The following is a 21,690-nucleotide window of genomic DNA, read 5'->3' as shown; positions in this document are numbered from 1 at the left end:
GCAACAGCCTCGCTCCCCTAAGGCGATTGACAGACATCGCCTTAGGGCGACTACCACCGGAATTAGGAGTACAGCGCCTTGGCTTCACTGATCCTGAAGGCGCCGCTCGACGGCGTTGTCGTGCCCTTGGAACAGGTTCCGGACCCGGTCTTCGCGCGGAAGATGGTCGGCGATGGCGCGTCCATTGACCCGACCAACCAGTTGCTCACCGCGCCCTGCGAGGGTCGCGTGACGCAGTTGCACCGGGCACATCATGCGGTGACCCTGACCACTGCCGACGGCATCGAGGTGATGATGCACATCGGCCTCGACACCGTGAACCTCAAGGGCGAAGGCTTCACCGCCAAGGTCGCGGAGGGTGACCAGGTCAAGACCGGTGACCCACTGATCGAGTTCGACGCCGATTATCTGGCAACCCACGCCAAGAGCCTGCTGACTCAGATCCTGGTGGCCAACATGGAGCGGGTGTCGTCTCTGGCGGCTGCCAGCGGATCGGTCATGGCAGGCAGTGATTCCTTCCTGACCATCCAGACCATCCCCTCCGATGCCGCCGAGGCCGAAGCCGCCGGCAAGACCTCCAGCTCAGAGGCCATCCTCATTCCCAACGCCACCGGCCTGCACGCGCGCCCGGCGGCGGTGCTGGCGAATCTGGCCAAGCGCTTCAAGTCGCGCGTGCTGCTGACCCGAGGCGACGACCAAGCCAACGCCAAGAGCGTGGTCTCGATCATGGGCCTGGAGATCGCGCAGAACGACAAGGTGGTGATCGTCGCCATCGGGCCGGATGCGGACTCGGCCATCGCCAGCATCGCGCCGCAGCTCGCCGCCGGACTCGGTGACGAGGGCACGGCGCCCGCCCCGGCACCGGCGACCACCGAGCCGGACCCGGCCAATGCCCCGGCGCCGCGACCGCGCTCGGATGATCCCAAGGTGCTGCTCGGTGTTGCCGCATCACCTGGACTTGGCGTCGGGCGGGTGTTCCAGTTGCGCCGCGACGAGATCGATGTCCCCGAAGCGGCGGACGGCGAGCCGCGTGTCGAGCGCCGCCACTTGGAGGACGCCGTCGAGCGGGCCAAGAACGAGCTGGAGTCGCTGCAGACGGAGCTGCGCGCCAAGGCGGACCCGGCCAAGGCCGCCATCTTCGCCGCCCATCAAGAATTGCTCGAAGACCCGGACCTGATGGAGATCGCCGAGAGCGCCATCGCTAAGGGCAAGTCAGCGGCCTTCGCCTGGCAGCGCGCCTACAGCACCCACGCCGATCGACTGGCACAACTCAAGAGCGAGATCATGGCCGGGCGCGCCATCGATCTGCGCGATGTCGGCCGCCGCGTGCTCGGTATCCTGACCAATCATCCCACCGAGGAGCCCGAAATCCCGGCCGATTGCATCCTCATCGCCGAGGAGATGTCGCCCTCCGACACCGCCAAGCTCGATCCAAAGCGGGTGCTCGGCTTCGCCACCATCGGCGGCGGCGCGACCTCCCATGTCGCCATTCTGGCCCGCTCGCTGGACATCCCAGCGGTCGCCGGCATCGAGCCGCGCGCGCTGGACCTGGCCAACGGCACCCAGGTGATCCTGGACGGCGGCACGGGCCGGATGCGCATCGACCCCGACCCGGCTGAGGTCGATATCATCCTGACCCTGAAGCACAAACTGGCCGAGAAGAAAGAGGCGGACCTGGCCAGGGCCCATGAGCCGGCAACCACCAGCGACGGCCATCGGGTGGAAGTGGTCGCCAACATCGGCGGCCTCGACGATGCCAAGCAGTCGATCCCACTCGGCGGCGAGGGCGTCGGCCTGCTGCGCTCCGAGTTCCTCTACCTGGAGCGCCAGACCGCGCCCACCGAAGACGAGCAGGTGCAGATCTACTCAGACATCGCCACGGCGCTCGACGGTCGGCCGATGATCATCCGCACGCTCGACGTTGGTGGCGACAAGCCGCTGCCCTACCTGCCGATGCCGCGCGAGGAGAACCCCTTCCTCGGCATTCGCGGCGTGCGCATCGGGCTCGAAAAGCCTGAGATTCTGCGCACCCAGGTGCGCGCCATCCTGCGCGCCGGCATCGGCCGAAAGCTACGCATGATGTTCCCGATGATCGCGACCATCGACGAGATCCGCTCGGTGAAGGGCCTGGTGATGGAAGAACGTGCCAAGGTCCCCGGCGCTGAACTGGCTGAGAACGCGGTCGAACTGGGCATCATGGTGGAGGTGCCCTCAGCGGCGGTCATGGCCCGGCAGTTCGCCCGTGAGGTCGACTTCTTCTCCATCGGCACCAACGACCTGACCCAGTACACCCTGGCCATGGACCGCGGGCATCCGAAGCTCGGCGCCAAGGCCGACGCCATGAACCCGGCCGTACTGCGGCTGATCAAGCAGACCGTCGACGGCGCCCATGCCGAGGGCAAGTGGGTCGGTGTCTGCGGCGGCATCGCCAGCGACCCGCAGGCGGTTGCCATCCTAGTCGGCATCGGCGTCGATGAGCTGTCGGTCAGCGTCCCGGCCATCCCGGCGGTCAAGGCCGAGGTGCGCACGCGCTCGCTCGGTGATTGTCAGGGCCTGGCCGAACGGGCCCTGGCCTGCGACACCGCCGCGCAGGTCCGCGCGCTGATACCCACCGAGTATTGACCGGGAGCATGCCGAAATGAATCTAAAAGCAACCTGGGACGGCGCCTTCGCCAACCTGCAAAAGATCGGCAAGGCGCTCATGCTGCCGGTGTCGGTGCTGCCGGTGGCGGGCATCCTGCTCGGCGTCGGCAGTTCCATCGCGGGCGCCGAGGATCTCGCGCCCTGGCTGATCAAGATCGGCGAGATCATGGCCGCCTCCGGCGGCGCGGTCTTCACCATCCTGCCGCTGATCTTCGCCATCGGCGTCGTGCTTGGCTTCACCAAGAACGACGGTGTCGCGGCCATGGCCGCCACCGTCGGCTATTTCGTCCTGGTCGCCGCGCTCGGTGTCATCGGGCTCATGTTCATCGACTGGATGGCGCCCGTCGAACCCCTGGCGCTTCAGGATGGCAAGAGCGCCTATGTCGAATACGACGCCGCCCGCGAGCGCTTCATCTGTCTGGATGCCCAGGGGCGCACCCTGAGCAAGGTCCGACTCGACGAGGCTGCTTCCGACGGCAGCGGCACCCGCAGCATCAGCTGCGGCGATGGCAATGCCGCCGTGCCCTTCTCGATCCAAGAGGTGGAGGACGGCGGTGGCGTGCTGGCCCTCTATCAAGACAGCAGCGGCAACGCGGTCCCCTTCCCGGTGGCCAAGAGTCGCGCCGAGATCAAGGAGATCTTCGGCATCGAGTCCATCGACACCGGCGTGTTCGGCGGCATCCTCATCGGCCTCATCGCCGCCTGGCTGTTCAACAAGTACTACCGCATCCAGTTACCGGCCTATCTGGGTTTCTTCGCCGGCAAGCGCTTCGTGCCCATCGTGGTGTCGTTCGCGGCCATCGGGCTGGCCGCAATCCTGGCGGTGATCTGGCCGCCCATCGGCGGCGCCATCCGCAGCTTTGGCGACTGGGCCGCCTACGGCAACCCGGCGGCGGCGGTGACCATCTACGGCGTCGTCGAGCGCATGCTGTTGCCCTTTGGTCTGCACCACATCTGGAACGTGCCGTTTTTCTTCGAGGTCGGCACCTACATCGACCCCAAGACCGGCGAGGCGGTGCATGGCGTGCTGAGCCGCTTCTTCGCCGGCGACTACGAGGCGGCCATCCTCGGCGGCGGTTTCGTGTTCAAGATGTTCGGTCTGCCCGCTGCGGCGCTGGCGATCTATCACACCGCCAAACCCGAGAACAAGGCGCGGGTGGCCGGCATCATGGGCTCGGCAGCGCTGACCAGCTTCCTGACCGGCATCACCGAGCCGCTGGAGTTCGCCTTCCTGTTCGTCGCGCCCTTACTGTACGTTGTCCATGCGGGGCTGGTTGGCATCGCCTACCTGGTGACCTATCTGCTCGACGCCCGGCTCGGCTACAGCTTCAGCCACGGCTTCATCGACTATGCCCTCTACTGGGTCAACAACATCAAGCCCTGGATCATCCTGATCCTTGGGCCGATCTTCGCGGTGGTCTATTACCTGGTCTTCCGCACCCTGATCCAGTGGCTCAACCTGAAGACGCCGGGCCGCGAGGAGGCCGTCGCGGATGCCGAGAACTTCAAGGACATCATCGCCGACGACTTCGCCAAGGAACTGGTGCTGGCCTTCGGTGGCAAGAGCAACATCGCCGGACTCGACGCCTGCATCACCCGCCTGCGCGTCGAGGTGGTGGACATCCACAAGGCCAACCCGGACAAGCTCAAAGCCATGGGTGCCGCCGGCGTGGTCGTCGTCGGCAACAACATGCAGGCCATCTTCGGGCCTAAGTCCGACAACCTGAAGACCGACATGGAAGAGTACCTGGCCCATGCCGGCCCTGAGGCCGAACTGCCCGAGGGCGCCGCGGCCCCCAAGGTCAATTACAAGGCCGACGATCTCAGGCCCCGCGCCCGCGACCCGAAGGCACCGGAGAAGGCCCGCGCCATCCTCGCCGCACTCGGCGGCACCCGCAACGTCCAGCAAGCCGAGTCTGCCGCCGAGACCCGGCTGCGCGTTGCCCTTGGCGACGGCGCGCAGCTTGACGAGGCCGCCCTCACGGCCGCCGGCGTCCAAGGCATTCTGCGCCTGCCCGACAATGTCCTGCACCTGATCGTCGGGCTCAATGCCGATCAATACGCGGCGGAGATGAAGGCGGCGATGGCGGGTTGAGGAATGGCCGGCAAGGCCGTGCTCGGACCAGGTCGCCCGGAACCACGGCTTTGTCAGGCCCCGCCGCGATACAGCTGTGCAGGCTGGGAGTCCAAATAGCGGCAAATCCGCTCCTCGATCGAGAGCGTCCGTTCCTCGGCCTCGCCCGAACCCGGCGCTCTCTTTTCTCGAGCGATCGTCATGAGGCGGGGCAGGGAGCCCATGCGGGCGCGACGGACCGCGCGCCCTGGCCGAACCGAGAGATCGCAGCGGTGTGAATCGAGGGCTTGTATCGAATAGCTGATCATGGGTAAGCACTCCAGGTCGTGGCAGGGTTGAAGAAGACTCTCGCCACCATGCATGGCGGCATGAGGTCAGCTTAGAGAACCCCGCCTGACCGATCCCTACACAGGCTTGTCAGCCAATGCTCAGCTCACCCGCGCGTCTTCGCCGCGTGCGGTTACCATTCACATCCTTGGCCCAAGTCAGGTCTGTGCGTTCAGCGGTTGCCCAGGCCCGGACGGCGGGAAAATGCCGCACGGACAGGGCATTGTGCTTATTGGGGAAATGCGAGACAGGCCCTGAGGCATCCCCAAACTTTCGCGACCCACCTGCCGCAGATTTTCCATGTCTCCGAGCATAGGGGCGACGATGGCCAACATCTCGCGTCCAGGCTCGGTCACCTCGGCTGTCGATACCAATAACCTCAACACCTATCGGTTTCCCGAAATCAACCTGAACAGCCGCTCCAAGCCTGCGTAGCCAGGCCATCCTGGCCTGGTTTGCCAGGGCTGGAAGCCCTGGCTACATAAAACCGATAGGTGGTGAGACCAATAACCACTGCCATGGACAGGATGCGATGAACGCACTCACCCATTTACAACGCCTCGAATCCGAATGCCATCGGCCTTGGATGGTCGGACGCCTCATCGAAATTTGACTCATCTGCGAGCATTTTGCGCCCTCAAGGATCCCAGGGGGCCTCTACGATGATTTCCGGACGCCTCTCAGAGGCTGTCTGAATATTGTAATCGCCCGAGCTGTAGGGGCGAATTCATTCGCCCTCCCGCCAGTGCCAAGGGCGACTAAAGTCGCCCCGAGGTTTTTCAGACAGCCTCTCAGGGTGCGACCACAGCTGCTGCTGACAATTCGCTGACAGTAGCGGGCAGCACTTCGTCAGCTACACCAGCGTAATCTCTCGGGCAACAGATCGCAGTCAGACCTGAGAGGCTGTCTGAATATTGCAATCGCCCGAGCCGTAGGGGCGAATTCATTCGCCCTCTCGCCGGTGCCAAGGGCGCCTAAGAAAGTGTCCATCAATTGTTTCCCGATGCGGGCGATGCCGCCCGAAATCCCCCCTAGCCCCCCTTTGCGAAAGGGGGGGAGTTGTTGATGGACGTAGCCCCCCTTTGCGAAGGGGGGAAGTTGTTGATGGACGCTTTCTAAAGTCGCTCCGAGGTTTGTCAGACAGCCTCTGAAGCCGATCACCGAAAATCAACGGGAGATAACCCCCATGAGACCAACGCTCGCCGCCTCGTTCCTGACCACTGTGGCTGCCCTGACACTAACAGCTCCAGCGTCCCTGCTCGCCGCCGATCCGGCGGCGGGACAGGCCGCCTGGGTCGAGACCCATCCGCAAGCCGATGGCTCCCCTGCGCGCAGTTGCGTGAGCTGTCACGGCCGCGACCTGACTCAGCCGGGAAAACACGCCAAGACCGGCAAGACCATCGATCCCCTGGCGCCCTCCGTCAATCCTGAGCGCCTGACGGATCAGGCGAAGATTGAAAAATGGCTGCTGCGCAACTGCCGCTGGACCCTCGATCGCGAATGCACGGCCACCGAGAAGGCCGATTTCCTCGCCTACATCAAGACACAGTAACCAGGAGAATCCATGATGATGCAACGCACGCCACCTTTCGTCCTGCTCATGCTCGCATTGGTTTCACTGAGCATCGCCGGGCTCGCACTCGCCGACGATGATGATGATGACGACCGCAGGCGCGGTCATGCCTCGAAAGAGTGGATTGACGATGACGTTCCACTCGCGCCGATCCGCAGCCAAGCCTATATTGACGAATGCGGCGCCTGCCATATGGCCTATCAACCGGAGCTATTGCCGGCTCGCGCCTGGGCGCAGATCATGACGCCGGCCGCGCTCAGCGACCACTATGGCGACGACGCCACCCTGTCCGAAGCACTGCGCCTGGAGATCAGCAGCTTCCTGGGTGCCGATGCGGTCGGAGTCGCTGCGACCACTGCCACCGGCGCGCAACTCCCAAGGATCACCAAGATCGCGAAGTTCCGCGATGAGCACGATGAGATCCCTGCGCGGCTCGTCACCGGCAATCCCGATGTCGGCAGCTTCAGCAAATGCAACGCCTGTCACCGTCGTGCTGCGGAGGGAAACTATAACGAGCGGCAAATCGACATTCCGGGCTATGGGCCATGGGATGACTGACGTATCCCGATCTTGACGGAGTCCGGCAGCGGCTGGCCATCCCGGTCGGCTGCTCGGGGCAGCGCGGCGTCGGAGCACTGGATAGCCGCCGTGGTGCATCTCAGCTGTGCGCAGGCATCACCACACATTCGCCGCTGCGTCCGCCCGCGGGTGCTGCTCAGCCGCGGGCATGCTCAGCCGCGCGGCGGATCTGCTCCGCGGTCGGTCGCACGCCCGTGTAAAGGGCGAACTGTTCCACCGCCTGCAAGGTGACCACCTCGTAGCCGGTGATGACGGACTTGCCCGCCGACCTGGCGTATTGGATGAGCGGTGTTTCGGGCGGCACGGCGACCACGTCGAACACCACCTGAGCCTGATCGATGACCCCTGGCTCGTAAGCCAAGGTCGCGGCTTGAGGGCCGCCGGTCATGCCGATGGGGGTCGCGTTGATCAGCAGACCGGGTCGGGCGTCGCCAAGCGCGCTCCGCCACTCATAGCCATTGGCCTGCGCCAGCGGTCGGCCCGTGGCCGCGTTGCGGGCCAGGATGATGCCGTCGCGAAAGCCGCTGTCGCGCAAGGCGCCGGCGACCGCCTTGGCCATGCCGCCGCTGCCGCGCAGGACAAAGGGTAGGTGCTTGGGCACGGCGTGCTGCTCAAGCAAGGTCGCGACCGCGATGTAGTCCGTGTTGTGGCCACAGAGGTTGCCGTCGTCGTTGACGATGGTGTTCACCGCCTGCAATGCCTCGGCCGATGGCGCCAGCGCGTCCAGATAGGCAATGCAGCCTTCCTTATATGGCATCGAGACGCCGCAGCCACGGATGCCAAGCGCGCGGATGCCGGCAATGGCCGCGGCCAAGTCCTTGGTTGTGAAGGCCTTGTAGATGAAGTCTAGGCCCAGTTCTTCGTAGAGAAAGTTGTGGAACCTGGTGCTGACATTGCTGGGCCGGGCTGCCAGGGAGATGCAGAGGCGGGTATCTTTATTGATGCGTTGCGTCATGCTTGACCTCGTTGATTCTGCCTACCTGCGGCTCTTTTGCCCCTGCGGCCATTTGTCCCTTCGATTTGGAATCTGGGCTGGCCCAAAACCGAACACGCAGTTGCGACGGCGGTCCATGCTGAACAGCACTCAAACGTCTGCGCCGATGAAGCGATAGCCGACGCCGGGCTCGGTGCGAAGGTAACGCGGATCATTGGGATCATCACCGAGCTTCTGGCGGAGCTTGCCGATGACGATGCGCAGATAGTGAGTGTCCGCGAGATGGGTCGGCCCCCAGATTTGACGCAGCAGCTGTGATTGCGTCACGACGCGCCCGGCATGACCGATCAGCATTCCCAGCACGGCGAATTCCTTGCGCGTGAGATGGACCGGAACGCCGTCCTGGCTGACCAGCCGCCGACCAAGATCGACGGTCAGATGACCGTCGGTGAAGACCGCCTCTCCCGTCGCTGTCGGCTCGGGCCGCGCGCGCAGCAGGTTCCGCACGCGCGCCAGAAACTCCTGAATGCCAAAGGGCTTGGTGACATAGTCGTTGGCGCCGCTGTCCAAGGTCAGCACCTTCTCCGTTTCGCTGTCGCGGACCGAGAGGACGATCACGGGCACCGATGACTGGGCCCGAAGCTCGGCGAGCACGGTCCTGCCGTCGGCATCCGGCAGGCCGAGGTCGAGCACGACGAGGTCGGGCCTGTGGGCCTGTGAGACGGCGATGCCCTCGGCGGCACTCGCGGCTTCCGCGACCGCGTACCCCTGACTCTTGAGGCTGATCCGCAGGAAGCGGCGTATCTGCGGCTCGTCATCAATGATCAGGATCTGTGCCTGGGCGCCGGCATCGCTCATGTGCCGGACTCCGGCTTCACTGGCGCCTCGATCAGCGGCAGATGAACGACAAAGGTCGTGCCCCGACCGTCGAGACCATCCATCACCTCGATGCGCCCGCCATGGGCGCCGATCATACCGCTGCAGATGGCGAGCCCCAGTCCGCTTCCGTGCTTACCGCGGTCACCATCGCGGCCGGTGTAGAACATGTCGAAGATGCGGGCGCGCTCGGCTTCGGCAATGCCCGCCCCTTGGTCGGAGACGCTGACCCTGAGCGCATCGTCTTCGCGGTTTGCCGTTAGACGGATCTCGCTGTCGCTGGGCGAGAATTTCGCCGCATTCTCGAGCAGATTGATCAGGGCTTGCTCGATCAACGCCGGATGGACGTAGAGCAAGGGCAGGTCCGGTTCGATCACGCGGATCACTCGATGGCTGCGAAGCGCATCGCGCAGACGCCGCAGAACCGCGCCCAGGATGTCGTCGATGCCGATCCAGTCGCGTTCCAGCTTGAGGGTGCCATGGCCGAGCCGGGTCATGTCGAGCAGGTTCTGGATGTAGCGGTCGAGCCGTTCGCCCTCGCTCAGCACCGCCTCCAGTAACTCGTCGCGATCTTCGGCGGAGAGCTGCCGATCGAGGGCGCGAAGGCTGCTTGCGGCGCCGATCATCGAGGCCAGCGGCGTGCGCAGATCATGGGAGACCGAGGAGAGCAAGGCCGCGCGCAGGCGTTCGGTCTCCTCGCCGAGGCGCGCCTGCTGCAGATGATCCGTCAGCCGGGTCCGCGCCATGGCTAGGGTGGCATGGGCGATCAGGCCGTCGAGTGCCGTCAGTTCGGTCGTGGTTGGTTGCGCTTGCCCGCAATAGGAGATGCCGACCACGCCGAAACACTCCTCTTCCAGGCCCAGCGGCAACAGACGCCAGTCGAGTTCGGCCTGAGTTGTCGTTTGCAGCCCGCAGGGACGGCGATGCGCGAAAGCCCAGTCGGCCGACTGGCGAATCCTGTCGTCCAAGCTCGGTTCTGGCTCGGAATGGGCGGCCAGGATCAACGGCTGGCCCTCTTCTCCCGGCGCAAAGAGGACCACGGCCAGGCGCATGTGCTCACTGAGCATGCGCACCGTCTCGCGCTGGACCTCAACCAGATTCGACAGTCCGGCGAGCCGACGCCCGAGATCGAGCAGCACTCGCGCCTGATCGTTGGCGACGCGCAAGGCCAACATTTGTCGACGCAGCCTTGCCGCGACCTGACCGCCGATCAGGCCAACCAGCAAGAAGAAACCGACCGTCAGCAGCTCATCGGTATGCTGGATGAGGAGGCTGTAGTGCGGCTCGGTGAGAAAGAAGTTGTAGGTCAGCGCGCTCAGCAGCGCGGTGAAGAGCGCGGGCAGCGGGCCGGTGCGCACCGAGACCCACAAGACGCCGATCAGAAAGACCAGCGAGAGGTTCGCCAAGGGTAGCCAGGGGCGCACCAGGAGCGCCAGCGTCAAGGCCGCGAGCACGACCGCTGCGGCGAGGAGATAGTCGGACGCTGGTCTCGGATAGGACGCCTGGTCCATTCAATTCCGCCAGTACGAGGGAAGAAAGAGAATCAGCAGCGTAAAGATCTCCAAGCGTCCGGCCAGCATGCTGAATACGGCGAGCCATTTGACGAGCGGATCGACGGTCGTGAAGTTGGATGCGACCTCGCCGAGCCCAGGTCCCATGAGATTGATCGTGGCCACTACGGCACCAAAGGCCGATTCCAGATCCAGACCCGCCGCCATCATGGCCACCGTCAGTAGCAGGGCGGTCACGATGTAGAGCACATAGAAGCCCCAAACTGAGAAGAGTATTCTCTCCTCCACCGGTCGGCCGCCAATCTTCACCACGGTGAGCGCCTGCGGATGCGCGAGCTGGAACAATTGCCGCACCCCCATCTTGGCCAACAGCATGATGCGCAGCACCTTGATGCCGCCCGCCGTTGAACCGCCGCAGCCGCCGATGAAGGACAGCATGACCAGCACCAAGGGGACATGCAGAGGCCAGTCAGCGAAGACGGCCGTGCCAAAACCTGTGCTGGTGAGAATCGATGCGACCTGGAAGGCCGCGTAGCGTAATGATTCCCAGATGCTCTCATAAGCGCCGGCCCAGTACAGACTTGCCGCGATGAATAGCGAGGCGCCGAGGAAGATCAGCCCATAGACCCGAACCTCCGGGTCGCTGGTATAGGCTCGCGGATCGAGCTTGCGCCAAGCGATGAAATGGATGGCGAAATTCACGCCCCCAGCCAGCATGAAGACGATGGCGATGAACTCGATCATCGGGCTGTCGAAGTAGCCCAGACTGTCGTCATGAGTGGAGAAGCCGCCGGTCGCGACGGTGGTGAATGCGTGGCCGATGGCGTCGAATACGCTCATTCCCGCGGCCCAGAACGCCAAGGCGCAAATAGCGGTCAAGCCGAAATAGAGCGTCCATAGCACGCGCGCGGTCTCGGCGATGCGCGGCGTCGGTTTTTCATGTTTGGTGACCCCGGATGATTCCGCGCGATACAGCTGCATGCCGCCAACCCCCATCAGCGGCAGCACCGCGACGGCGAGCACGATGACACCCATCCCGCCAAGCCACTGGATTTGTTGGCGATGATAGAGGATCGAGGGCGGCAATCGATCCAGGCCGACGATGACGGTCGCGCCCGTGGTGGTGAACCCCGAGATGGACTCGAAGACCGCATCGGTGAAGCTGAGATGCAGACCCAGCAGGAAGGGGGTCGCGCCGACGACGCCCAGCACGGCCCAAAACAGGGCGACGATGAGAAAGCCTTCCCGGACAGACAGTTCGCTGTGCTCGTTCCGGTTCGGAAACCAGAGCATGGCGCCGAACGCGGCCCACAAGATGAGGGAGAGCGTGAAGATCTGCCACTGTCCGTCCGCGTAGATCAGGGCCGTGGCGACCGAAGTCAGGAAGCTCAGGCTGTAGATCAGCAGCAGAATCCCGAAGAGACGAATAATGGCGCGCCAGTGCATAGCGTTTTTGCGAAGCCTTCGATGGATCCGACCAGCCGAAGTTTGAATCCCGGTGAAACCCAGACAAGGATCTAGCGAGGCTTTGCCTCAGACCGACGCGTCATGCCATCGGAATCGCTATCGTCGGTTCGATCCCGATCCCGATCCCGATGGCCTTGGATGATCGGACGCTTCATCGAAATTTGACTCACCTGCAAGCATTTTGCGCCCTCAAGGCTCCTAGCGGGGAATCGAGAAGCATGGGCTTCAATGCGTTCGAACGCTAACCATTATCCTAGGCAGGAGCAAGCTTGCCCCGTAAAGCCTGCGTAAATGTTCGCTCGGGAATCTTCGTTCGGGTGCGATCAGGACCGCTGTCGGGCGCTTCCTCGAGGTGTCGGAGCGCAAGGCTTGGTGGGGCGCCGAAGTGCGTCGCGCCCCCTGATGTTGCCCGCTGATGGCGCGCTTGGGTGAGGGCCTCAACACCCTGGTCCCAACTGGGCTCGTCCAGCCAACTGGGCTCGTCCAGCGCCTTGCGCGTCGTCACTGGGCGAAGGGGCTCAGTTTCTCTCGTCTTGCCTTGACCGATACCCGAGCCGCTCCGACAAGGTTTGCCCCGCCGCGACCAGCTCCTCCACCCACTCGATGCGTCGCCGATTGATCGGCGCGGAGACGGACAGTCCCGCGCTGACGTTTCCGGTGCTGTCATAGATCAGCACGCCGATACAGCCGACGTCCATCTCGGCCTCCTCGTCGTCCAGGGCGTAGCCGCGCTCGAGGCACTCAGAGCATTCGGCGATGAGCCGGGGCAGGGTGGTGAGGCTGTTGCGGGTGTAGGCGGGGAGGTTGGTGCGCGTGGCGTAGGCGCGCATGGCGTCTTCGCCGGCCGCGCCGAGCATGAGCTTGCCCACGGCGGTGACGTGCAGCGGCGCGCGTGCTCCCACGAGCTGCTGGACGTGGATCATGCGGTTGGGCGTGGCCTTTTCGATGTAGACGACGGCGTCGCCCTCGCGAATGGTCAGATTGATGGTCTCCCCGAGCTGATCCCTGAGCGCCTCCATGATGGGGCGAGCGATGGCGCGCACGTCGACGTTGCCGTGCAGGCGCACGCCCAGCTGGAGCAGGCGCAGGCCGAGCCGGTAGTGGCCGGCGGCATCGCGCTCGACAAACTGATTCTGGATGAGCGAGGCGAGGATGCGGTGCGCGGTGGACGTATGCAGCCCGGCCTCGGCGGCCAGAACCTTGAGGCTCACGGGATCCGGGTAACGGGCGACCGCGTCGAGCAGGGCGGCGGCTCTGTCGATGACCTGAATGCGGGCGGCGGTCGTGGTGCTTTCTTGCGTCATGAGAAATCTCTGATGAGAAATTTCATATCATGAAATCACAAAATCCCGAAGATGTCCCAGCTCGATCGCAAGAACGCCTTTGCTCGCGGTAGCTTCGAGTGCCCTGCCGTCCTTATTCCACGATGTGGGATCTATTGCTTATTGCGGAATTTCGCTCGGCGCCCTAGAGTCTCCCCCAGCGCTGGCGGTCTCGCCAGCAAGGGCTCAAACACCTGAACTGAGAGGGGACAGACCATGACCACCGCGACCTACCCGAATCAATCCGCGCCCGCCTTCTGCGACGGCGTGCTGCACTTTGCGGCGGCCGGTCAGGCGTTCGCGCGGCACGGCCGCCAAGCTGCGATCCAAGACGGCCAGACGGGTATCCGGGAGATCGATGACGCGGCGGTCTACCAAACGCAGCTGACGGCCGATGCCCTGCGCTATCTGACCCTGCAGCTCTGCGCCTCCAAGCAGTCCGGTCATCCAGGCGGTTTCGCCAGCTCGGCGGACGCCTATGCGTCCCTGGTCATGCTCGGGCACACCAATATCGTGACCGAGGTGGGTCACCATGCGCCCGGCTTCTACAGCGCCATGTTCCTGGATGGATCGCTGGAGGACATGGGCATCCGCACGGTGACCGATCTCCAGTCCAGGTTCCGCGAGCGTGACGGGTTGCTCGGGCATCTCTCCGGCGCCATTCCGGGTCTGCTGGCGCCGGCCGGCCCGCTCGGGCAGGGGCAGCACTTCGCCATGGCCGGGGCCTATCTGAATCGCGACAAGCTGTTCCCCTGCACCATCGGCGACGGCGGTCTCGGCGAGCCCTACATCCTCTCGGCCATGAAGCACTTCCACACCGCCTACCCGGAGGTCACCAACTTCCTGCCGGTGCTGGTGTGGAACGGCTACAGCCAGGAGCATCACTCCATGGTGTCGCTCATGGACAACGCCCAGATGGAGGCCTACTGGCGGGCGCACGACTTCGAGCGCGTGATCCTCATCGATGCCAAGGCGTTCGATGACGCTGGACAGGAAGGCGCCTACGTCGACAGCACTCGCTTTAGCCCGGAGGCGCGGCAGGCCTTCTCGCGCGCCGTGCTCGAAGCCATGCATGAGGCGGCGGAGTCGGCCATGGGCGGTACCCTGACCTGCGTCATCCTCAAGCAGCTCAAGGGTGCCGGCGTGCATGCCAGCGGCGCCAAGGCCCACAACCTCTATCCCGGCGATACGGCCGACAAGCCCAACATCGCCGCAGCGCTGGAACGGGGTGCCTTGGCGCCCGAGGCCTGGGCGCTGGTGCGGACCAACATGCAGCGCGCGGGCGGTGGTCCGGCGGGGCGGACGGTGGTGACGGAGTTCGAGCGTCCGCTGACGGACATCGGCACGCTGCCGACCCAGGAATTTGCCCCCGGCGAGCAGGCCGTGCCCGCGACAACCATGGCGCAGATGGTGGCGGCGCTCGGTCAGCGCGACCCGGACTTCGTGGTGACCAACGCCGACGGCAACGAGGCGTCCGCCATGAAGGCGATCAACGACGCCTTGAAGATCCGCCATCCGACCGAGGATCCGCTCTACAACCAGTCGCCCAACGGTCAGGTCTACGAGCCCCTGAACGAGGACGCCTGCGCCGGTTTCGCGGCCGGTCTGGCGCTCTTCGGCGGACGCTCGCTGTGGCTGTCCTACGAGAGCTTCGCCATCAACGGCTGGCCCATCGTACAGACCGTGGGCCAGGCGATGGCCGAGCTGCGGCACAGGACGCCGGCCGTGGTGTCCATGTTCACGGCCGGCGCCTTGGAGCAGGGGCGCAACGGCTGGACCCATCAGCGGCCCGAGATCGAGAACTACATCGGCGGCCAGATGCGCAACGGCAACGTCTATCTGCTCTATCCCTCGGACGCCAACATGATCCAGGCGGCCTACGGCTGGGCGGTGGAGCAGTCCAACAAGTGCATCAGCATCATCGCCTCCAAGTCCGCGCTGCCGGTCCACACCAGCATGGAGCAGGCGCGCCAGGCGATCGACGAGGGTGCCACCTGTCTCTACGAGTCGGCGCAGGGGCGGCAGGGCACCATCGTCTTCGCCGTGACGGGGGACATGGTGTTTCAGCCGGTGTTCGCGGCGAAGGACCGACTGGAGTCGGAGGGCTATCGGGTGCGCATCGTCGCCGTGGCCAACCCGCGTCGCCTCTATCGGCCGGATGATGTCGCCTGGTCGCACAGCTCGGAGCCGGACGACCGCTTCATGAGCGACGCCGACTTCGAGGCACTCTTCCACGGCGACGCGCTCATCGGCGTCAGCGGCGGCGGCACCGTCGCCCTGGAGTCCGTGCTGCTGCGCAGTCAGACGGCGGCGCGGGATCTGGTCGGCTGGCAGCGCGGCGAGACCACGGCGAGCCCGGCGGAGATCATGGCTTTCAACGGCATTTCGCCGGAGAGCCTGGAGCAGCGGGCCAAGACCCTGATGGAGCGGGTAGGGCCAGCGCTGGAGAGCGCGGCCTAGCGGAGCTTGAGTCGGGTGGACGAGCCTGAGCGAAGTCCTCCGCATTTTGCACCGACGCTGGTGGACTGCGCTGTGCTTGTCCACCCTCTACGACTAGCCGATCGCGCCTAGGTGGGAGCGGCGCCCCGCCGCGACGAGGCCTGCTCCGATGTTGGCGCAGGTCGCGCCGGGCGGCGCTCCCACGCAGGGTGCTTCTATGAGACGGCCGAGCGAGCCCCTTCGCGGCCGCCCTGAATGAGAATCCCATGACCCAGACACCCGCCACCAAGATCATCGCCATCGACGATGACCCGACCGGCTCCCAGACCGTTCACTCCTGTCTGCTGCTGACGCGCTGGGACCCGGAGACCCTGATCGAGGCGCTGACCGACGCGGCGCCGCTCTTCTTCGTGCTGAGCAACACGCGCGGCATGAGTGCCGACGACGCGGCGAGCGTCACCCGCGAGATCTGCGTCAACCTGCGCCAGGCGCTCGCGAGGCTTGCGGAGGCGGGGAGTCCGATCCAGCCGCTCATCGTGAGCCGCTCGGATTCGACCTTGCGGGGCCACTATCCGGTCGAGACGGACATCATTGCCGAGGAACTGGGTCCCTTCGATGCCCATTTCCTGGTGCCGGCCTTCTTCGAAGGGGGCCGCATCACGCGCGACGGGGTACATTACCTGGTGGTGGACGGCAAGCCCGTTCCGGTCAACGAGGCCGAGTTCGCGCAGGATTCAGTCTTCGGCTTCCAGCACGCCTTCTTGCCTGACTATGTCGAGGAGAAGACCGCTGGACGCATCGCGTCCGCTGAGGTCGAGCGCTTCTCCCTAGACGATGTGCGCGGCGACATCGCGGCGCGCCTCCGAGGTCTGACGGACAACGTCTGCTGTGCGGTCGATGCCGAGCAGCAATCAGACCTCGACAACTTCGCGCGCCAGGTCCTGGCGGCCGTGGGCGAGGGCAAGCGCTTTCTTTTTCGCAGCGCGGCGAGCCTGCTGACCTCATTTGCCGCCTTGCCGCCGCAGCCGGTTGCCGCCGAGGCGATGTCGGCCTATGTGCGCGGCGGCCGGCCCGGAGTTGTGCTGGTGGGCTCGCATGTCGCCAAGTCGACGCGGCAGTTGGAGACCCTCATCGAGCAGACGGACGTCATCCCGATCGAGATCGACCTGGAGCGTCTGACGCGGGACGAGGAGTCGCTCTTCCACGAGCTGATCGACCGGCTGGAGACGGCCCAGCATGAGCACCATAGTGCGGTGCTCTATACCAGCCGGGGCGAGCGGCAGTTTCCGACCAAGGCGGAGCGGCTGGCCTTTGGCGAGCGTGTTTCCGGCTTTTTGGTCAGGCTGGTGCAGAATCTCCCGCGCGAGACGGGTTTTCTCATCAGCAAGGGCGGTATCACGTCGAATGACACCCTGAGTAAGGGGTTGGCGCTGCGCACGGCCCGCGTCTTGGGTCAGATCCATCCCGGCTGCTCGGTGGTGCGCTGTCCGACGGATCATTCGCGCTTCCCGGATCTGCCCGTCGTCATTTTCCCCGGCAATGTGGGCGGTGATGACGCTCTGGCTAGGGTCTACCAGATTATTGATTCATCTGATTGACGAAACCGCGATTTCAATTCCCGCCTTGCCTTTGTACAATCCCCAGGAGTGCCAATGCTGCTAAGCAGCATTGGCGGCGAGCGTCTCTCGATACCGCCACACTGACCGCCTAGGCGGTCCTCCTAAAGGCAAACCGATGCTTCGTAAGATCCTGATCGCTAATCGTGGCGAGATTGCGGTGCGTGTCATCCGCGCCTGCGCCGAGATGGGTGTCCGCTCGGCGGCCATTTACGCCGAGGCCGACCGTCACTCCCTCCACGTCAAGAAGGCCGACGAGGCCTACAGCCTGGGCAGCGACCCGCTCGCTGGCTACCTGAACGTCCACAACATCGTCAACCTGGCGGTCGCGACCGGCTGCGACGCCGTGCATCCCGGCTATGGGTTCCTCTCCGAAAACCCGGAGCTTGCGCTGGCCTGCGCGCGGCGCGGCATCACCTTCATCGGTCCCAACGCCGAAGTCATTGCCCGCATGGGTGACAAGACGGCGGCGCGCCAAGCGATGCAGAAGGCCGGGGTTCCTGTGACGCCTGGCAGTCCCGGCAATCTGGAGAACCTGGATGAAGCCTTAGCCTGCGCCGAGCAGATCGGCTATCCGATCATGCTCAAGGCGACCTCGGGCGGCGGCGGGCGGGGTATTCGCCGCTGCGACGATCCGGCCGCGCTGCGCAACAATTTCGAGCGCGTCATCTCAGAGGCCACCAAGGCCTTCGGCCGCGCCGAGGTCTTTCTCGAGAAGTGCGTGGTCAATCCGCGCCACATCGAGGTCCAGGTCCTGGCCGATCACCACGGCCACTGCGTCCACCTCTACGAGCGCGACTGCTCCATCCAGCGCCGCAACCAGAAGCTGATCGAGATCGCCCCGTCGCCGCAGTTGGATGACGCGCAGCGCCAGTACGTCGGCGGACTCGCGGTGCTCGCGGCGCGCGCGGTGAACTACACCAATGCGGGCACCGTGGAGTTCCTGCTGGACTCAGACGGGCGCTTCTACTTCATGGAGATGAACACCCGCATCCAGGTCGAGCACACCATTACGGAGACCATCACGGGTGTCGATCTGGTCGAGGAGCAGATCCGTGTGGCGGCGGGCCTGCAGCTGCGCTACCGCCAGGATCAGATCAAGCGCCGCGGCTTCGCGATCCAGTTCCGCGTGAACGCGGAGGACCCGCAGAACAACTTCCTCCCCAGCTTTGGACGCATCTCGCGCTACTACGCACCAGGCGGCCCAGGCGTGCGCACGGATGGCGCCATCTACACGGGCTACCACATCCCGCCGTACTACGATTCCATGCTCGCCAAGGTGATCGTTTGGGCGCTCAATTGGGAGGACGTCGTCAACCGCGGCCATCGCGCACTGCGGGACACCGGACTCTTCGGCGTCAAGACGACCATCCCCTTCTATCAAGAGATCCTCCGTCACCCGGATTTCCTCGCGGGCAGCTTCGACACCGGCTTCCTGGATGCACATCCCGAGCTGCTGAACTATTCGACCAAGCGGCGGCGGGAGGATATCGCGGCGGCCTTGGCGGCGGCGCTCGCCGCACATGCCGGGCTTTAGTGGGAGTTGTCAGTTGGCAGTTGGCAGTTGTCAGGTGTCAGTTGTCAGGTGTCAGTGGGAGCTGCCTGGGGGTCATGGCGCAGGATCTTGAGGTCTGGAAGCGCTTGGCGGGGAAGTTGTCAGTTTTTAGTTGGCAGTTGTCAGTTGTCAGTTGTCAGTGGGAGCTGCCTGGGGGTCATGGAGAAGGATCTTGGGGTTGCTGCGGTTTGAGGATCTTGAGGTCTGGAAGCGCTCGGCGCGGCTGAGCGTTGAGCTTTACAAGGCGATGTCCGGATTGAGGGATTTCGGTTTCCGGGATCAGATCACGCGGTCGGGGCTCTCGGTGCCAAGCAACATTGCTGAGGGGCTGGAGCGGCGGCCAAACAAGGATCGGCAGCGTTATATCGACATTGCCCTGGGGTCCTGCGGAGAGCTGCGCACGCAGATCTATATCGGTATCGAGATCGGTTACATCCAAAGGCAAGAAGGGGCATCGTGGATCGCGGAAACGCGAGAAATCTCCGCCATGCTCGTTGGACTGCGCAACAATCTTGCAAAACTGAAAACTGAAAACTGAAAACTGAAAACTGAAAACTGAAAACTGAAAACTGAAAACTGAAAACTGAAAACTGAAAACTGCCAACTGCCAACTGCCAACTGCCAACTGCCAACTGCCCACCGACCACCGACCACCGTTCCCAAGTGAGCGAACCATGCCAAAGATCAACATCACCGACGTCATCCTCCGCGACGCCCATCAATCACTGCTCGCGACGCGCATGCGCACCGAGGACATGCTGCCGATCTGTCCCAAGCTGGACGCTATTGGCTATTGGTCGCTGGAGTGCTGGGGCGGCGCGACCTTCGACGCCTGCGTGCGTTTTCTGAAGGAAGATCCCTGGGAGCGGCTGCGCAAGCTGCGCGAGGCCTTGCCGAACACGCGCCTGCAGATGCTGCTGCGTGGTCAGAATCTCCTCGGCTATCGGCACTATTCCGATGACGTCGTCCGCGCCTTCGTGCACCGGGCGGCCGACAACGGTATGGACGTCTTCCGCATCTTCGATGCCTTGAATGACCTGCGGAATCTCAAGACCGCGATCGAAGCCACCCTGGCCGCTGGCAAGCATGCTCAGGGGACCATTTGCTATACGGTCAGCCCGGTCCATGACGTGCCCGGCTTCGTGAAGATGGGCAAGGAGCTGGCGGCCATGGGCTGCGATTCCATTGCCCTCAAGGATATGGCCGGCCTGCTCACGCCTTTCGTGACGGCCGAGCTGGTCAAGGCGCTGAAGGACAGCGTCGACCTGCCGCTGCATTTGCACTCCCACGCTACCGCCGGACTGGCCGATATGTGCCATCTCAAGGCGATCGAGAACGGCTGCGACACCATCGATACGGCCATCTCCTCCATGGCCGGCGGCACCTCCCATCCGCCGACCGAGAGCATGGTCGCGGCACTGCGCGGCACCGAGTACGACACCGAACTGGACCTGGAGGCGATCCAGGAGGTCGGCATGTACTTCTATCAGGTGCGCAAGAAGTACCACCAGTTCGAGAGCGAGTTCACCGGGGTCGACACTCGGGTTCAGATCAATCAGGTCCCTGGCGGCATGATCTCCAACCTGGCCAACCAGCTGAAGGAGCAGAACGCCCTCGACCGCATGAGCGCGGTGCTGGAGGAGATTCCGCGCGTGCGCAAGGACCTCGGCTACCCCCCGCTGGTCACGCCCACGTCGCAGATCGTCGGCACCCAGGCGGTCCTGAACGTGCTGACCGAGAAGCGCTACCAGACCATCACCAACGAGGTGAAGCTCTATCTCCAGGGCCGCTACGGCGCCGCCCCGGCGCCCGTCAACCCGACGTTGCAGCAGGAGGCGGTCGGCAAGGAAGAGCTGATCGACTGTCGCCCCGCTGACCTGCTCAAGCCTGAGATCGAGCGTTTGACCAAGGACATCGGCAGCCTGGCCGGGACGGAGGAAGATGTCCTGACCTTTGCCATGTTCCCGGAGATCGGGCGGGCCTTCCTGGAGCAGCGTGCTGCCGGTACCCTGCATCCGGAGCCGCTGGAGCCGCTGCCGAGCGCGACCGACGAGGTCAAGTCCGCCCCAACCGAGTTCAACATCAACGTCCACGGCGAGAGCTACCACATCAAGGTCACAGGTGCCGGTCATAAGGGCCAGGCCGAGCGCCACTTCTACTTCACCATCGACGACATCCCGGAAGAGGTCGTGGTCGAGACGCTGGACGAGCTTGTCCTGACGGGTGGTGCCGAGGGTGCGGTCAAGACGGCGATCGCCGGCAAGCGCCCCAAGCCCAGCCAACCCGGGCATGTGACGACCTCCATGCCGGGGAACATCGTCGACGTCTTGGTCAAGGAGGGCGACAGCGTCACGGCGGGGCAGGCCGTGCTCGTCACCGAGGCGATGAAGATGGAGACCGAGATCCAGGCCCCGATCGACGGCACCGTCACCGGCGTCTTCGTCAACAAAGGCGATGCGGTGAATCCGGACGAGGTGTTGCTGGAGATCACGCCTTAGGCAAGCGCCCGCGCGGCAGGATTGAAGGTCGGAGTAGGGCGCAATCGCGAGCGCCTATTGCGCCGCAAGCTGGTGGCACCGCAGTTGTACTGGTTGCTGTGGCTTGTCTGCGGCGGCCTCGACCATCCTTTGGCCCAGGCGCGCAGTTGGTGGGAGCGGCGCCCCCCCCCCCCCGGGGGGCGGGAGCGGCGGGGGGCCCCGCCCCCCGGGGGGTTGGCGCAACGGTTGCCCGGGCCCCCGCAACCCCCCCGGGGGGCCGCCCCGAAAACAACCCCC

The 21,690-nt window shown here is 64.5% G+C and carries 15 protein-coding genes; 10 read left to right on the top strand and 5 right to left on the bottom strand.

Annotation, left to right across the window (positions count from 1 at the left end; all coding sequences use genetic code 11):
* Positions 1–78: 78 nt before the first annotated feature.
* The 5 genes from ptsP (at position 79) to G3480_RS11710 (ending at position 7,175) form a co-directional block, all read left to right on the top strand.
* Complete coding sequence (ptsP, locus tag G3480_RS11725) at positions 79–2,622, top strand: phosphoenolpyruvate--protein phosphotransferase (RefSeq protein WP_164654074.1); 2,544 nt, start codon at positions 79–81, stop codon at positions 2,620–2,622.
* Positions 2,623–2,638: 16 nt separating this feature from the next.
* Positions 2,639–4,738: a PTS transporter subunit EIIC gene (locus tag G3480_RS11720; RefSeq protein ID WP_164654073.1), complete on the top strand. Its 2,100-nt coding sequence runs from the start codon at positions 2,639–2,641 to the stop codon at positions 4,736–4,738.
* Between the two features lie 606 nt (positions 4,739–5,344).
* Positions 5,345–5,479, top strand: a complete 135-nt coding sequence (locus G3480_RS28955) for a hypothetical protein (RefSeq protein ID WP_276611699.1) — start codon at positions 5,345–5,347, stop codon at positions 5,477–5,479.
* Between the two features lie 751 nt (positions 5,480–6,230).
* Positions 6,231–6,596, top strand: coding sequence for a DUF1924 domain-containing protein (locus tag G3480_RS11715; RefSeq protein WP_164654072.1), 366 nt, complete (start codon positions 6,231–6,233; stop codon positions 6,594–6,596).
* 12 nt (positions 6,597–6,608) lie between these two features.
* Positions 6,609–7,175, top strand: coding sequence for a diheme cytochrome c (locus tag G3480_RS11710; protein ID WP_240905768.1), 567 nt, complete (start codon positions 6,609–6,611; stop codon positions 7,173–7,175).
* 157 nt (positions 7,176–7,332) lie between these two features.
* On the opposite strand, the gene G3480_RS11705 is transcribed toward G3480_RS11710, so the two are convergent.
* From G3480_RS11705 to G3480_RS11685, 5 genes are all read right to left on the bottom strand, one after another.
* Positions 7,333–8,151 carry a shikimate 5-dehydrogenase gene (locus tag G3480_RS11705; RefSeq protein ID WP_164654071.1) on the bottom strand — a complete coding sequence of 273 codons (819 nt, stop codon included), beginning with the start codon at positions 8,149–8,151 and terminating at the stop codon, positions 7,333–7,335.
* A 129-nt stretch (positions 8,152–8,280) separates the two neighbouring features.
* Positions 8,281–8,988: a response regulator gene (locus G3480_RS11700; protein ID WP_164654070.1), complete on the bottom strand. Its 708-nt coding sequence runs from the start codon at positions 8,986–8,988 to the stop codon at positions 8,281–8,283.
* Positions 8,985–10,517 carry a sensor histidine kinase gene (locus G3480_RS11695; protein ID WP_164654069.1) on the bottom strand — a complete coding sequence of 511 codons (1,533 nt, stop codon included), beginning with the start codon at positions 10,515–10,517 and terminating at the stop codon, positions 8,985–8,987. The genes G3480_RS11700 and G3480_RS11695 overlap by 4 nt, the downstream gene beginning before the upstream one ends.
* Positions 10,518–11,963, bottom strand: a complete 1,446-nt coding sequence (locus tag G3480_RS11690; RefSeq protein WP_164654068.1) for a TrkH family potassium uptake protein — start codon at positions 11,961–11,963, stop codon at positions 10,518–10,520.
* 539 nt (positions 11,964–12,502) lie between these two features.
* Positions 12,503–13,288: an IclR family transcriptional regulator gene (locus G3480_RS11685; protein WP_164654067.1), complete on the bottom strand. Its 786-nt coding sequence runs from the start codon at positions 13,286–13,288 to the stop codon at positions 12,503–12,505.
* A 234-nt stretch (positions 13,289–13,522) separates the two neighbouring features.
* Between G3480_RS11685 and G3480_RS11680 the strand changes: the two genes are divergently transcribed.
* From G3480_RS11680 to oadA, 5 genes are all read left to right on the top strand, one after another.
* Entirely contained in the window at positions 13,523–15,766 is a 2,244-nt protein-coding gene (locus tag G3480_RS11680; RefSeq protein ID WP_164654066.1) for a phosphoketolase family protein, read from the top strand.
* Between the two features lie 245 nt (positions 15,767–16,011).
* Entirely contained in the window at positions 16,012–17,343 is a 1,332-nt protein-coding gene (locus G3480_RS11675; RefSeq protein WP_164654065.1) for a four-carbon acid sugar kinase family protein, read from the top strand.
* 136 nt (positions 17,344–17,479) lie between these two features.
* Complete coding sequence (locus G3480_RS11670) at positions 17,480–18,898, top strand: acetyl-CoA carboxylase biotin carboxylase subunit (RefSeq protein WP_164654064.1); 1,419 nt, start codon at positions 17,480–17,482, stop codon at positions 18,896–18,898.
* A gap of 157 nt (positions 18,899–19,055) precedes the next feature.
* Complete coding sequence (locus tag G3480_RS11665; RefSeq protein WP_338114121.1) at positions 19,056–19,454, top strand: four helix bundle protein; 399 nt, start codon at positions 19,056–19,058, stop codon at positions 19,452–19,454.
* A gap of 136 nt (positions 19,455–19,590) precedes the next feature.
* Positions 19,591–21,414 carry a sodium-extruding oxaloacetate decarboxylase subunit alpha gene (gene oadA, locus G3480_RS11655; protein WP_164654063.1) on the top strand — a complete coding sequence of 608 codons (1,824 nt, stop codon included), beginning with the start codon at positions 19,591–19,593 and terminating at the stop codon, positions 21,412–21,414.
* Positions 21,415–21,690: the final 276 nt, after the last annotated feature.

Origin of the sequence: Thiorhodococcus mannitoliphagus, from assembly GCF_010915725.1 — a bacterium.
In the GTDB taxonomy this organism is placed as follows: Bacteria; Pseudomonadota; Gammaproteobacteria; order Chromatiales; family Chromatiaceae; genus Thiorhodococcus; species Thiorhodococcus mannitoliphagus.
This window is presented reverse-complemented; position numbering and strand designations above follow the sequence as displayed.